Source organism: Acinetobacter johnsonii ANC 3681 (assembly GCF_000368805.1).
Lineage (GTDB): Bacteria > Pseudomonadota > Gammaproteobacteria > Pseudomonadales > Moraxellaceae > Acinetobacter > Acinetobacter johnsonii.
Window position 1 is genome coordinate 1534020 of record NZ_KB849705.1, and the last position, 13007, is coordinate 1547026.

A 13007-nucleotide genomic window follows, 5' to 3' on the forward strand; every position below is an offset into this window, starting at 1 on the left:
TCGCAATGTTAATTTATATAAATATTTTCAAAATCATAACTATAAATCATAAACTTAAATCAAATATGTTTAACAACCGAGATACATAGTCATATTTTTTCACATAAAAAAAGCTCGCATTGCTGCGAGCTTTTCTATGTTGGAAGGCTAGTGCTGATTTATTGTTTGAACATTTCGTTTCAAACTCAACGAGCTGTCATTGATCCGTCCAACTACATCGTAGCGTCTTAGTTATCGACCTACTGTAACTACAATATAAAAGCATTTTTCACTATCGACAAGGGTCTATGACATTTCGAAACAACAGTACAAATAAAAGCCAATTGATATTTTAAAAAAATAAGAGACCTTACTGAAAGGCAAAATCGAGATAACATCTCAGCGTCAAATCAAGTAAAATCGCGCATTCAACCTATGAGCTCTTTTCCATGTTAGTTCAATTGATTTTGAGTCATTTATAAATACAAAACTAAGCTCATTCCTCAAAACTTATTTGTTTAATCGTGGTTTTAACTTTAGCGTTTGGTTACCTCTTTCGGCTTCAAAATCGTGGATTGGCAAACTGGCCTACCCTATTTTTTATTATAAGAAGAAGAAATACGGGATCGATATCCACTGCACCACAAAAATTGGCTATGGCTTGTTCATCGGTCATGGGGGACCTTTGATTGTCAACCCAACGACTGTGATTGGAAACAATGTCAACCTTTCTCAGTTTACAACGATTGGTGCCAATGGCGGTCGTCAGGCCGCTGTAATTGGCGACAATGTATATATTGGCCCAAATGTCTGTATTATCGATCATGTTAAAATTGGCGATAATGCCACCATCGGTGCAGGTAGTGTGGTCACCAAAGATATTCCTGATAATGCAACAGCTGTAGGTAATTATGCAAAAGTCATTCACTATAATAATGCTGGAAATTCAGTAAATAAACGCTGGCTGAATTGCAACTAAAACAACATCAGCATAATTTAATCAACTTAGCACTCTATAAATAAAACATAGACTGATAATTTTTATACTCCGTAAATTTTAAGACATAATATGTTGCTGTTGTATTTCAAAAGCTCATGAATAGGAGAAATTAGGTTAGGGTAAATCTTCGCTTTTGTTCGATGAATAAGATAGAGGTACATTATGACCACGATTAATATTTCAGACATTAAAGAACATTCTAGTGTGATTGCCGTATGTGGAACGAAGATTGGAGATGTTGACCACATAGAAGGTAAAGAGATCAAACTCACCAAACATGGTGATGGCAAACATCATATTATCCCGAGTGCATGGGTAAGAGAAATTCGAGAGGATCAGGTCATATTAAGCAAAGATGCCCAAGAAATTAAAGATAATTGGATTGAAGCATAGACTCAAAAAACTGCAAAGCTGCCAGCCTTTGGGCTGGTACTGCATATGATAGGCACACTAATTAGATGCAAAGAGCGTAATCTACATCCATCTATCTAAGCTTGATCAATATTGATCTATCGTAAAAGTATAAAAATTACTCAACCACAACATTCTTAATCTTTAAAAGGGTTTGAAATTTTATCTTTAATACTTAACCAAACCAAAAAAGCCATAATAAATAAAAGTAAGCCAATCACGATAAAGAATGTTTCGCCCACAGCAAAACCGGTAATGAGTGCCCCTAACCCGATGAATGATAATAAAATGATCAATCCGATGCCTAAGACATTCATGTTTGTTCTCCAATGATCGAAATAATAAAGAGCTCATTATTACGTTTAGGCATGTCAATTTAATGTTGTTTTCATTAAACTTTAATAGTGCTTTTGATTGATGAGGCGCTATTGTGTACTATTCATATTATCTTAATGAAAACTAATGTAATTTTTATATAAAAATTACATATATATTAATATGAAGTTTCTCTATACTTAGAAAAATACCAGCAAGCAAATTCGATCAATTTTCACCCAGATTGATTTCAGTCATGAGAAGTGAGCTTCTACAGGCGTCACAACAAAACTTTAAAAAATCTGTTCTTGTCTTGGGGGCATGAGTGATCAAGAAATCTGTTTTTCATAGTTTAGATTTACAAAAACTTATTTTGATTTTAATTATTGGCTGTGTCTCAAGCTTGTTTCTAATTTCAATTTTTGTTCTGAACTATGTCATCAAAGAGCAGTTAACCGAAAACTCTTTAGCTGCCAATCAACGCTATGCCTCAAAAATTGCATTTAGTACCGACAAATATTTTGAAAGTATGTTGAGTGAGCTTCGCTATAGTGCTCAAATTGTTGGTCAAGATTTTTCCAATCAACAGGTTTTAAAAGCTGAAGTTACGCGTCTCAAAGGTCAATCACAAAAATTTAACTCAATCACGATTATCGATAAAAATGCTTTTATTTTGGAATACTCACCCGAGACTTTACATGTTAATCAAAAAAAACAATATAAAACTCCAGGTATTACCGAAGCATTAAAGCTCAAGAAAACCTATATTTCCTCTCCATACAAAGGCTTGTCAAACAATTTAATTGTACTGATTGCTCAGCCTATTTTTAATCGTAAAAATGAGTTCCTCGGTATCGTCACGGGCTCGATTTATTTGAATAAAGAAAACTTGGTGAGTGAACTTTTAGCCACCACTTATTCTTATAAGAAAAGTTATACTTATGTTGTTGATAATAAAAATAAGATCATCTTCCATCCAGATAAAGCTCGCATTGGAGATTCATTAAAAAATAACACAGGGATGCAATATATTACCTCCCACCCCACTGGAAAGATTGCACTGGTCAATAGTAAAGGGATCGAAAACCTTGCGGGGTTTGCGGCAATTCCAAGTGTGAATTGGGTTGTGGTGTCACAACAACCGACGTTAGAGTTATTAAGCCAAGCCAACTCGATCATCGTTAAAGTAACACTGGCTATGCTCGGCTTCTATTTACTCTTGTTCATTTTTGTGTGGAAACTTTCTTACTGGATTTCGTCACCACTCAATAAGCTTGCACAAATGGCCAGCATGTTGACGCGCCCAAATATTGATCAAGACATTAAAAACATCGATCCTTGGTATTTTGAGGCTTTACGCTTTCGCACCGCTCTCTTGCTTAGCTCCAAACATTTTAAAGATGAAATTGCAGAGCTTAAACAACACGTGAATACCGATCCGCTGACGGGACTTTATAACCGCCGTGGTATGAAACTGTTTTTAAATGAATTAGAAGCAACCAATACGCCTTTTTCGGTACTGACATTGGACATCGATCACTTTAAAGCGGTAAATGATAGCTACGGCCATGATCAAGGTGATCACGTATTGAAAAAGTTAGCGTCACATATGAAAAGCAACTTTCGTCAACATGATGTGTGCTGCCGTGTCGGTGGAGAAGAATTTATTGTCTTTGTGGTGCACGAAGATCCAAAGATTGCCTATATAGCAGCTGAACGACTTCGTAAAACGGTAGCACACAGCTACATTGACCCAATTGGCACGATCACGGTTTCAATTGGTATCGCCTCGTGGCCTCAAGACTCAGAAAATATTCAAGATGTAATTAAATTGGCAGATCAAAAACTCTATCAAGCCAAGAATGATGGTCGAAATCGTATCCGTTCGACATCATCGGACTGACATAGATTTCGTTCAATATAAAATTAGGCCAAATCATGCAGTGCTTTCAGATCCATCTGTTCAAAAATGAAAAGGCCTAAAATAGGCCTTTTCATGCAAGATGATTCAACTTATATTTTTAAGTTCTATCATCTACTTCGCTCGGTTTTTCTAGTTCTGCATCATTTAACAACTGCCCCGTATGTTGCGGCTTAATCAAGGGTGCAGTAGGTCGTGGGTTGCGCTGCGTATATTGTATACCTATACCCGCTTTGACATCATCAGCTGCAACTTCCGTTTCAAAACGTTGATTATCTAAAGCTCGGATATCCTCACTCACCTGTTGAATTTCATCCTGACTTGCTCCCAATTGCTGCAAGGCCATTTGACCTAAAGCCAATGCAGACTCAAAGGTTTCTCGAACCATCAGACTGACATTTTTCTTAGACAAATACAGCGCGTGTTCACGGTCATAGGAACGAACAATCAGCTTAGCCAAAGGAAATTCAGCATTCACCAACTCTACAATTTTATTAATCGTTTCTTTGTGGTCGACACAGACTAAAATGGCTTCTGCGGTATCTGCCCCTGAAGCATGTAAAATATCTAAACGACATCCATCGCCATAGTAGACATCAAAACCAAACTTTTCCGCGTTCTGAATCATATTGACGTCATTATCAATAATGGTCACATCCACACTACGCGCCAATAACAACTGACTGGCCACTTGACCAAAGCGACCAAAACCAATCATCAATACTTTACCCGTTAAGCCATCGGCAACCCTGACCTGATCAAGAGAACTTTCATCCTGTTCAAGGGTAAAGCGTTTAAATAACACGCCGATGATTGGCGTCAACACCATAGACAATACGACGATCGCGGTTAAATTCGACTTGATGGTATTGTCAATAATTTGAGCTGTCGTCGCGGCACTAAACAATACAAAGGCAAACTCGCCCCCCTGCGCCATCAGTAAGGCACGATCTAAAGCCTCGGGATGATTACTCTTGGTCAAACGCGCGACTACATAGATCATCAGCGCTTTGGTCAACATCAACGCAATGACACCACTGACAATTAACGGCCAATTTTGTCTGACCACTGCCAAGTCCAAAGACATCCCGACACCCAAGAAGAATAAGCCGAGTAATAAGCTTCGAAAGGGTTCAATATCCGCTTCAATTTGGTGTCGGAAAGTCGATTCGGACAGTAACACTCCCGCTAAAAATGCGCCCAGTGCCATGGATAAACCACTGAGTTGCATCAGCAATGCCGCGCCCAAGACCACCAACAACGCCGCAGCAGTCATCACTTCACGTGCTTTGGCAGCAGCTAGCACTTTAAATAATGGATTGAGTAACCAATGCCCTGCAACAATTAATCCAGCAATGGCCAACAGTCCGATGCCAATCCCTTGTAAATCGATAGATGAGCTTTCCGCTGCTTGATTGGGTGCCATAAAGGCAACCAATGCCAATAAGGGAACGATCAATAAGTCTTCAAACAATAAGATCGCCACGATCTTTTGACCACGTCGTTGATGCAGCTCTCCACGATCATTTAACAGTTGCATCACAATCGCAGTCGACGTCAGAACAAAACCCGCAGCTCCAATGAACGCTATTTTCCAGCTAAAGCCAAACAACATGCCCATACCCGTTAAGGCAATGACTGAAATAAGGATTTGCAAACTGCCCAATCCAAAAATCTCTTTCCTCAAACTCCATAAGTGCGAAGGCTGCATCTCCAATCCGATGATAAAGAGATACATCACGATGCCGAGTTCAGCAATATGTAAAATGGCTGTGGGATTGTTAAAAAAGGCAAAACCAAATGGCCCAATAATCAATCCAGCAATTAAGTAGCCTAATATCGAACCTAGACCAATACGTTTAAAAATAGGGACGGCAATGACCGCTGCACTCAACAGTACAACAGGCCCAACCAGTCCCAGTGAATCTACTTCTGCACTCATTTTGTTCTCATCTTGGTTGTTGGCAATCCATGCCAATTTCACGCTATTTTAATTTTATTCATTAAGGTCTATGTCAGTACGGATAAAACTTCTCAGCTGTGATCTTTTCGCTCTGCATGTCCGAAGGCTTATCATCAACACTCAACATGCTGCGAATTAAGCATGGCTGGACCAGCCTATGTTTAAAACTATATACAGCATTGTTGCTATACAGCAAGATTTTATTCAAGGAATAAAAAACACCTCACTACTTATGAACAGAAGATAATCAAGACCAGATTTTTATAACAGATAGATACTTAACAATAGTGTTTAGTAAGATTCTATCGTCAAAGATAAATTGTATCTTTGACGATATAGAGATGACATTCGGAATTTTACTCCATCAATATAAAGTAGAAGGTCGTATGTTCAAGCATATTTTCTCGCTCCAGCCACACAGATAATGGCTGCCAAAGTGACGACCAACATCATCCAACTCACGCTTTCATGTAGTAATAGAGCGGCAAGTGCAAGTCCCATAAAGGGTTGGAATAATTGCAGTTGACCAACAGATGCAATGCCGCCTTGTGCTAATCCTCGATACCAAAACACAGAACCCAGTAACATGCTAAAGATAGAAACATAAGCCAGTCCTATCCATGCAGCTGTACTAACATGCTGAAATGAGATAGGCATGCTCCATAATGCTATTGGCAACATCACAGGTAACGAGAGCAGTAAAGCCCAACTAATGACTTGCCAACCGCCCAGTGTTCGCGAAAGTTTTGCTCCTTCTGCATAGCCTAGTCCGCATAGAATAATTGCTGCCAACATGTATAAATCACCTTTCCATGCGGTACTCGTTTCTCCAAGTGCAGCATAGCCTGCTACAAAAATGGCTCCCAGCACTGAAAACAACCAAAAAAGTGGCTGGGGTCGTTCACCTCCGCGTAGAACTGCAAAAATTGCAGTACTGATAGGTAATAATCCTAAGAAAACAATGGAATGTGCAGAACTTACATGCTGTAGGGCCAAAGCGGTTAAGAGTGGAAATCCGATGACCACGCCCAATGCACTGCCTGCAAGTGCAGGTATGTTTGAAGCGGTCGGGCGTGCTTGGCGAAGTAACACCAGAAAAAATAATCCTAATAACGCTGCAATTGTGGCCCGTGCACTGGTTAAAAAGATGGGGCTAAAATCGGCAACGGCGACCCGTGTTGCAGGTAAAGAGCCCGCAAAAATAGCGACACCGATTAATCCGTTTACCCAGCCGCTGGTTGCCTGTTTCATGGCGTGATTCTCTTATCGTTAATCGCTCAATTTGAACATAGACCGCATGTTTGAATCGAGATACAATCCAATACAATAAATAAAAACTGTTATGTGTAAAGAGCCCATACAGTTTAGGAGAAATGGAATGCGTAGCCAAACTCGAATTGATGCAGTTATGGATGAAATTAAACTTAAAATTAGCTCACGTACCTACCTCCCCAATCATCGCCTTCCTTCTGTGCGCCAACAAGCACGTACATTGCAGGTCTCTGTTTCAACCGTTGTCGAAGCCTATGAACGTTTAATGGCTGAAGGCATCATTCTGTCTAAACCCGGATCAGGCTTTTATGTGTCTGGCCCCGTCGCGCCACTGGCTTTAGCCCAAATGGGGCCTAAGCTAGATAGAGAGGTCGATCCTTTATGGGTCTCTAGACAAGCCTTGGATACAGATCACAGCACACTCAAACCGGGTTGCGGCTGGTTACCACCCGAATGGTTATATGAGACTGGTGTTCGACGTGCTCTGCGGAGCATGGCAAAAGCAGATCGCTTAGAACTGGTGGAATATGCAACACCAGCAGGACATCCTGAACTGCGACAATTAATTTCTCGTCGTTTAACCCACATTGGTGTTGAAGCTTCGCCTGAACACATCATGCTCACCGAATCTGGCACGCAAGCAATTGATTTGATCTGTCGTTTTTTATTGGAAGCTGGCGATACCGTCATTGTTGATGACCCTTGTTATTTTAATTTTCATGCGCTGCTCAAAGCCCATCGCATCAATATTGTGAGTGTGCCCTATACCCCCCATGGCCCAGATTTGGAGATCTTTCAGTCTGTTTTAGCTGAACACTCACCACGGCTGTATATCACCAACTCAGGTATACACAATCCAACTGGTGCAGTGCTTTCCCCCGTCACGGCGCATCGTTTACTTAAATTGGTCGATCAAACCAATTTAGTCATTGTGGAAGATGATATTTTTGCCGACTTTGAACATACCCCTGCCCCACGACTGGCTGCTTTTGATGGACTCAATCGTGTCATTCAAGTTAGTAGTTTTTCAAAAACGATTTCAGCCTCTTTGCGCTGTGGCTATATCGTGGCCAAAAATGAATGGATTGAAAATCTAATCGATTTAAAGATCGCCACCTCTTTTGGTGGAGGCCGACTTGCCGCCGATATGGTGCTGATTGCCTTAAAAGACAGTGGATATCGTAAGCATATGGAAACAGTGCGCTTACGCCTTGCCCATGAAATACAAAAAGTCATCACTCAGCTCGAAGCTTTAAATATTCACCCGTGGCTAGTCCCACAAGCGGGCATATTCCTCTGGTGTAAACTTCCCGACGGTTTCGATGCTGCGCTCATTGCGCGAGAGTGTTTAAAACACGGCGTTGTTTTAGCGCCGGGAAATGCGTTTAGCCAATCCTTAAATGCACAGAATTTCTTACGCTTCAATGTCGCACAATCGGTAGATCCGCGTATTTTCGAAACGCTCAAAAATGTGTTAGCTCAACAGCAAAACTCAACCATTTTAATAAAAGCCTCTACTTAGAAATAGAGGCTTTTATTAAAATGGTTGAATGGCTTATGAACAATACTCGTCGCGTTGATGCTCAATTAAAGACAGTGCGGCATTCCATGCTTTCAGCATCACCATTTCAATCAATTCACTTTCAAACTGTTGAGCTGTGTGTTGACGTACAGCTTCAGACGGAAGATGAAGCTCTGCTCCACCTGCCATCGCTTTAATCTGCGCTTGGCATGCGCGTTCAAGGAAATAGATCTCGTGGAAAGCACGTTGAATCGAATCCCCTGTCGATAGCAAACCATGATTACGTAAAATCATGACTCGGTTTTGCCCCAAGTCTTTCACAAGACGCTCACGTTCTTCGGTCAATAACGCCACCCCTTCATACTCGTGATAGCTAACTTTGTTATAAAACTTCAAAGCATGTTGAGACAAAGGCAATAAACCATGTTTTTGTGCAGACACTGCAATGCCATCTGCGGTATGCGTATGAATCACGCAGTGCACATCTTTACGTGCATCATGGATCGCGGAGTGAATCACAAAACCTGCGGTATTGACCAATTTCCCCTGATCATAATCCGCAATAATATTGCCTGCATAATCAATTTTAACCAAATGCGAAGCCGTCATTTTTTCAAAGGGAATGCCATATTGATTAATCAGAAAATGACCGTCTTCGTCGGGGACACGTAGACTAATATGCGTATCAATTAAATCGGTCATGCGGAAATGCGCAATTAGACGGTACAACCCCGCAAGCTGACAACGCGCATCCCATTCTTTTTCTGACACGACATCTTTTAGACTTTTCATCGCATGTAAACTGGTCATTTGTTATCCCTATTATCTCTATCCATTAAAGTTGACATTGAGCTTGAAGGAAAAAGCCCAACCCTGCTTAAGTCCTTCTCTCAACATAAACTGATTCTTCGTAAAATAGCGAAACCTGTCTTGAATGATTCTGCTATTTCCGTGTGCTATCAAGCAACTTAACACGCTATGACGTCGATAGTGTTTTAATGGAGTCATTCACAAAGATGGTTTTGCCTCTCAGCATCGAGGGTGCAAAATCGACCATGCTACGTAAAGTTCGGGTGAAATGTGCCTGATCGGCAAAACCCGCTTCCAAGGCAATATCAATCAAACTCCGACCTGCTGCCCAGAGTTTGATGGCATAGCGAATACGCAACCAAAGAATGTAGCGACGCATTGAAATCCCTAGTTGCTGGCTAAACAAGTGCATCAGTCTCGACTCAGACAGCCCCGTATGTGCCGCGACTTGGGCTACTGTGGGAATCTGCTGAGGTACAAGTTGTTGAATATAATGACAGGCTTGTAAAACGCGGGCATCCCATGGCAATACCTGCAACGGATTTGGGTTTAACGTTGACAGCAGTGTTAAAACCAATTGTTTGGCATCATCAGGAGTAAGTTGCCCAGCGATCAACTTTTGAAGCTGTGAATAAAACGAAGCGAGGCAAGAGGCTGGTAAGGAACAAATCTGTTCGCCATTCAGCAATGGATGCAAGTATCCATAGAGCGCATGATCAGGATCAATCATGAGTGCCAGATAAGGTTGATTTTCTGAATCGGTACTGTGCATCACATTGGGTGCCATCACCACAATATCGTGATAACGACGTACTTGGTCGTCTAAAGTGATTGCAAAAGGTGTGCCCAAGCCAATTTGTAGAAGTGCTGGAAAATGGGCATGGGCATTATTCAACTGCTCATGAGTCACATACAAAATGACACCATCCCAAGTGTAAATTTTACTTTGGTGCGCCAACCCTAAACTCGCATCCTTGCTTTGCGATAGCATATTCGTTCAAGACCATCTTTGGTTTACTGTTTAAAACTACGCCTAGTAAACACTAAAGGAGTAGGACATGTTACAGAATACCCAAACCCAAATTAAAAACAATATGCAAGATTTGGTGAATAACGCAAATCATTCTTCTGCATTAGTTGCAAGCCCTGATGTGCAAATTAAAGGAAGTGATGGCCGTTATAAAACATTAAAAGAATTCTATCCCTTCTATCTTTCTCAGCATGAAGATCCCACTTGCCGACGTTTACACTTTGTGGGAACCACCTGTGTGATCGGGATTACCGCGGCTGCAGCGATGACCAAAAATCCAAAACTACTCTGGGCTTTGCCTGTAGTGGGTTATGGATTTGCGTGGGTCGGACATTTCTTTTTTGAGCACAATAAGCCAGCCACATTTAAATACCCTCTCTACAGCTTAGCCTGTGATTTTAAAATGTATAAAGACATTTTATTCAAACGCGTTGATTGGTAAATAAAAATGCGACTGTCTTATATATTTATAGGGCAGTTTCAGACTACAACAACCAAACTGCTTCGGTCAGCTGCTTAATTTCATCCATATCATGGCTGACATATAACATCGGGATATGGGTTTCAAGTTGGACAGTTTGAAAAAAAGGAAGGATTTCCTGTTTATGTGCAGCGTCTAATGCAGACAATGGTTCATCTAATAATAATAAATTTGGCGAATATAATAACGCCCGACCTAATGCAACACGCTGCTTTTCACCACCTGAAAGCTTCGTCGGCATACGACTGAGTAAATGATTAAGTTTAAGCAGTTCAATAATATAATCAGGATCAAAACGTCGGCTTTCAGGCGGAATGCGCTTATAGCCAAACAATAAATTTTGCATCACCGTCATATGTGGAAACAGTTGTGCATCCTGAAAGACCAAACCTACATGACGTTGCTGCACGTTTAAATTAATCTTATTTTTCGCATCAAACCATGTCTGATGATTGATTTTAATCCAGCCATTTGCTGGGGTATTGAGTCCTGCAATGGCATGCAAAATACTGGTTTTTCCTGAGCCTGACGCTCCAAATAAACCAATGACAGGATGTTCAGATGAAAATGTCTGATCGAGTTTAAATCTGCCTAAATTTAACTGAATATGACAGTTAATCATCGTCTTAATGCCCTCGTTTGTTTTTCTGATAGCGATGGAACCACTGGGCAAACCATAACGCCAAAAATGCCACAGTTAATGACAGAATAATCAGTCGCCAAACCGCTTGTTCTGTGTCGGGTTGCTGCATCAAGCTATACATGGCCAAGGGCAAGGTTCTGGTCTCGCCTGCAATGTTACCGACAAAGGTAATGGTTGCACCAAACTCACCCAGACTGCGACAAAAACATAAAATCGCCCCTACCAATATGCCACTGCTGGCTAAAGGCAAAGTGACATAAAAAAAAGTACCCAAGGAGGAAGCACCGAGCGTTTTCGCCGCCATTTCTAGCCGTTGATCCACCAACTCTATGGCCAAACGAATCGATTGAACCAAGAGTGGAAAGCCCATCACGGCTGAAGCCAAAACTGCGCCTTTCCAATTAAATGCAAAATTCAGTCCAAAGGGCTCAAGATACTTACCCAGTATTCCGTTTCCTCCAAAAACCTGTAACAGCAAATATCCCGGCACCACAGGCGGCAGCACCAAAGGTAAGAAAATAAAGGTTTCAAATAATGATTTTCCAAAAAACTCTTTACGTGCCAAAACCCAACCCACTGCCAATGCAGGGATCAGACTAAAGGCCAAACAGGTTGCAGCCACTTGGCAGGATAACTTGAGTACCTCTATCTCTTCAGCCGATAAAGAAAACATCATCACTTAGCAGCAGATAAAACGGTAAAGCCATATTTTTTAAAGACTGCATGTGCTTGTTTACTCTGTACAAACTGATAAAAAGCTAGCGCATCGGGATTATTTTTTACAAGGCCTAAAGGATAAACAATCGGGGTATGGCTGCTGATAGGGAAAACGCCAACGACGGTGATATGGTTACTGATAGCAGCATCGGTTGCATAAACAATGCCAAGCTGACATTCGCCACGCGCTACAAAGTTGAGCGCAGCTCTGACATCTTCCGTTTCAACCAATCTTGGTTCAAGTTTTGACCACCACCCCAGTGCGGTCAGCGCCTGTTTCCCGTATTTTCCGACTGGAACACTTTTGGTGTCCCCTGTACAAAGCTTGCCTTGAAAAGCGGTAGAAGGATCAAAACTTTTATCCATTTTTATTTTGACGGGCTTAGCTTTTGGCGAAATCAAAACAAGACGATTGCCCAATAAATTCACACGTTTATTCGGTACAATTAACTTTTTATTTTGCAGATAATTCATCCACTGTTCATCTGCCGAAATAAAAACATCTGCAGGTGCACCCGCTTCAATTTGCTTGGCCAAAGTCGACGAGCCTGCATAAGAGGTTTTCACGCGTACTCTTTTTTGTTGTTCAAACATTGCATCGACATCTGCTATAGCATTGGTCAAACTGGCTGCTGCATAAACGGTAATGGCTTGCTCTGCATGTACCTGTGCCGCAAGAGCCAAAGCACAACACAACATCGCATATTGCATGCACTTATTCTTAAAATTGAGCAGCACCATGTTCCCCTTAAGCGTTATAAATTGACCGATATGTTTTTAAAAATATATGGATACATAAGCAACGTCAATTCCAGAAACAGATTATTTATCATTCAAGTTAAAGTGTTTGTATCTTAATCACGTGACTGATACTGCTCTTGCTATCGAGTGATTAAATAAGAGGTTTTATCAAATAGAGGAAGCTTATTCGTGTAAGCAATTA

General features: G+C 41.0%; 13 protein-coding genes. 5 read left to right on the forward strand and 8 right to left on the reverse strand.

Annotated elements, in window-relative coordinates; translation table 11 throughout:
* Positions 1 to 439 precede the first annotated feature (439 nt).
* Complete coding sequence (locus F946_RS11525; protein WP_035326747.1) at positions 440 to 958, forward strand: serine O-acetyltransferase; 519 nt, start codon at positions 440 to 442, stop codon at positions 956 to 958.
* Between the two features lie 183 nt (positions 959 to 1141).
* Positions 1142 to 1372 carry a DUF2171 domain-containing protein gene (locus tag F946_RS11530; RefSeq protein ID WP_004982463.1) on the forward strand — a complete coding sequence of 77 codons (231 nt, stop codon included), beginning with the start codon at positions 1142 to 1144 and terminating at the stop codon, positions 1370 to 1372.
* A gap of 155 nt (positions 1373 to 1527) precedes the next feature.
* On the opposite strand, the gene F946_RS11535 is transcribed toward F946_RS11530, so the two are convergent.
* Positions 1528 to 1707, reverse strand: a complete 180-nt coding sequence (locus tag F946_RS11535; RefSeq protein ID WP_004982464.1) for a hypothetical protein — start codon at positions 1705 to 1707, stop codon at positions 1528 to 1530.
* A gap of 323 nt (positions 1708 to 2030) precedes the next feature.
* Between F946_RS11535 and F946_RS11540 the strand changes: the two genes are divergently transcribed.
* Positions 2031 to 3608, forward strand: a complete 1578-nt coding sequence (locus F946_RS11540) for a sensor domain-containing diguanylate cyclase (protein WP_004982466.1) — start codon at positions 2031 to 2033, stop codon at positions 3606 to 3608.
* A 118-nt stretch (positions 3609 to 3726) separates the two neighbouring features.
* On the opposite strand, the gene F946_RS11545 is transcribed toward F946_RS11540, so the two are convergent.
* Both F946_RS11545 and F946_RS11550 read right to left on the reverse strand, forming a co-directional pair.
* On the reverse strand, positions 3727 to 5568 hold the full coding sequence (locus F946_RS11545) for a monovalent cation:proton antiporter-2 (CPA2) family protein (protein WP_004982468.1): 1842 nt from the start codon (positions 5566 to 5568) through the stop codon (positions 3727 to 3729).
* Positions 5569 to 5979: 411 nt separating this feature from the next.
* Positions 5980 to 6840, reverse strand: a complete 861-nt coding sequence (locus F946_RS11550; protein ID WP_004982470.1) for a DMT family transporter — start codon at positions 6838 to 6840, stop codon at positions 5980 to 5982.
* Positions 6841 to 6967: 127 nt separating this feature from the next.
* Between F946_RS11550 and F946_RS11555 the strand changes: the two genes are divergently transcribed.
* On the forward strand, positions 6968 to 8383 hold the full coding sequence (locus F946_RS11555; protein ID WP_004982472.1) for an aminotransferase-like domain-containing protein: 1416 nt from the start codon (positions 6968 to 6970) through the stop codon (positions 8381 to 8383).
* A gap of 33 nt (positions 8384 to 8416) precedes the next feature.
* Here the strand turns inward: F946_RS11555 and F946_RS11560 are convergent, their stop codons facing one another.
* Both F946_RS11560 and F946_RS11565 read right to left on the reverse strand, forming a co-directional pair.
* On the reverse strand, positions 8417 to 9193 hold the full coding sequence (locus F946_RS11560; protein ID WP_004982474.1) for a class II aldolase/adducin family protein: 777 nt from the start codon (positions 9191 to 9193) through the stop codon (positions 8417 to 8419).
* A gap of 166 nt (positions 9194 to 9359) precedes the next feature.
* Positions 9360 to 10184: a helix-turn-helix transcriptional regulator gene (locus tag F946_RS11565; protein WP_004982476.1), complete on the reverse strand. Its 825-nt coding sequence runs from the start codon at positions 10182 to 10184 to the stop codon at positions 9360 to 9362.
* A gap of 67 nt (positions 10185 to 10251) precedes the next feature.
* Between F946_RS11565 and F946_RS11570 the strand changes: the two genes are divergently transcribed.
* The gene (locus F946_RS11570) at positions 10252 to 10665 is read left to right on the forward strand and encodes an Mpo1-like protein (protein ID WP_004982478.1); all 414 of its coding nucleotides are present in this window, start codon (positions 10252 to 10254) and stop codon (positions 10663 to 10665) included.
* A 43-nt stretch (positions 10666 to 10708) separates the two neighbouring features.
* On the opposite strand, the gene F946_RS11575 is transcribed toward F946_RS11570, so the two are convergent.
* Genes F946_RS11575 through modA form a run of 3 tightly spaced genes read right to left on the reverse strand, consistent with a single transcriptional unit; the run spans position 10709 to position 12763 of the window.
* The gene (locus F946_RS11575; protein WP_004982479.1) at positions 10709 to 11326 is read right to left on the reverse strand and encodes an ATP-binding cassette domain-containing protein; all 618 of its coding nucleotides are present in this window, start codon (positions 11324 to 11326) and stop codon (positions 10709 to 10711) included.
* A 4-nt stretch (positions 11327 to 11330) separates the two neighbouring features.
* Positions 11331 to 12023 carry a molybdate ABC transporter permease subunit gene (gene modB / locus F946_RS11580; protein WP_004982482.1) on the reverse strand — a complete coding sequence of 231 codons (693 nt, stop codon included), beginning with the start codon at positions 12021 to 12023 and terminating at the stop codon, positions 11331 to 11333.
* On the reverse strand, positions 12023 to 12763 hold the full coding sequence (gene modA, locus F946_RS11585; protein WP_407637080.1) for a molybdate ABC transporter substrate-binding protein: 741 nt from the start codon (positions 12761 to 12763) through the stop codon (positions 12023 to 12025). Before modA ends, modB begins: the two co-directional genes overlap by 1 nt.
* Positions 12764 to 13007: the final 244 nt, after the last annotated feature.

Coding starts and splice junctions, on each gene's coding strand:
- F946_RS11530 (WP_004982463.1), top strand. CDS start 1,142: ATGACCACGATTAATATTTCAGACATTAAAGAACATTCTAGTGTGATT.
- F946_RS11535 (WP_004982464.1), bottom strand. CDS start 1,707: ATGAATGTCTTAGGCATCGGATTGATCATTTTATTATCATTCATCGGG.
- F946_RS11545 (WP_004982468.1), bottom strand. CDS start 5,568: ATGAGTGCAGAAGTAGATTCACTGGGACTGGTTGGGCCTGTTGTACTG.
- F946_RS11550 (WP_004982470.1), bottom strand. CDS start 6,840: ATGAAACAGGCAACCAGCGGCTGGGTAAACGGATTAATCGGTGTCGCT.
- F946_RS11555 (WP_004982472.1), top strand. CDS start 6,968: ATGCGTAGCCAAACTCGAATTGATGCAGTTATGGATGAAATTAAACTT.
- F946_RS11560 (WP_004982474.1), bottom strand. CDS start 9,193: ATGACCAGTTTACATGCGATGAAAAGTCTAAAAGATGTCGTGTCAGAA.
- F946_RS11565 (WP_004982476.1), bottom strand. CDS start 10,184: ATGCTATCGCAAAGCAAGGATGCGAGTTTAGGGTTGGCGCACCAAAGT.
- F946_RS11570 (WP_004982478.1), top strand. CDS start 10,252: ATGTTACAGAATACCCAAACCCAAATTAAAAACAATATGCAAGATTTG.
- F946_RS11575 (WP_004982479.1), bottom strand. CDS start 11,326: ATGATTAACTGTCATATTCAGTTAAATTTAGGCAGATTTAAACTCGAT.
- modB (WP_004982482.1), bottom strand. CDS start 12,023: ATGATGTTTTCTTTATCGGCTGAAGAGATAGAGGTACTCAAGTTATCC.
- modA (WP_407637080.1), bottom strand. CDS start 12,763: ATGTTGTGTTGTGCTTTGGCTCTTGCGGCACAGGTACATGCAGAGCAA.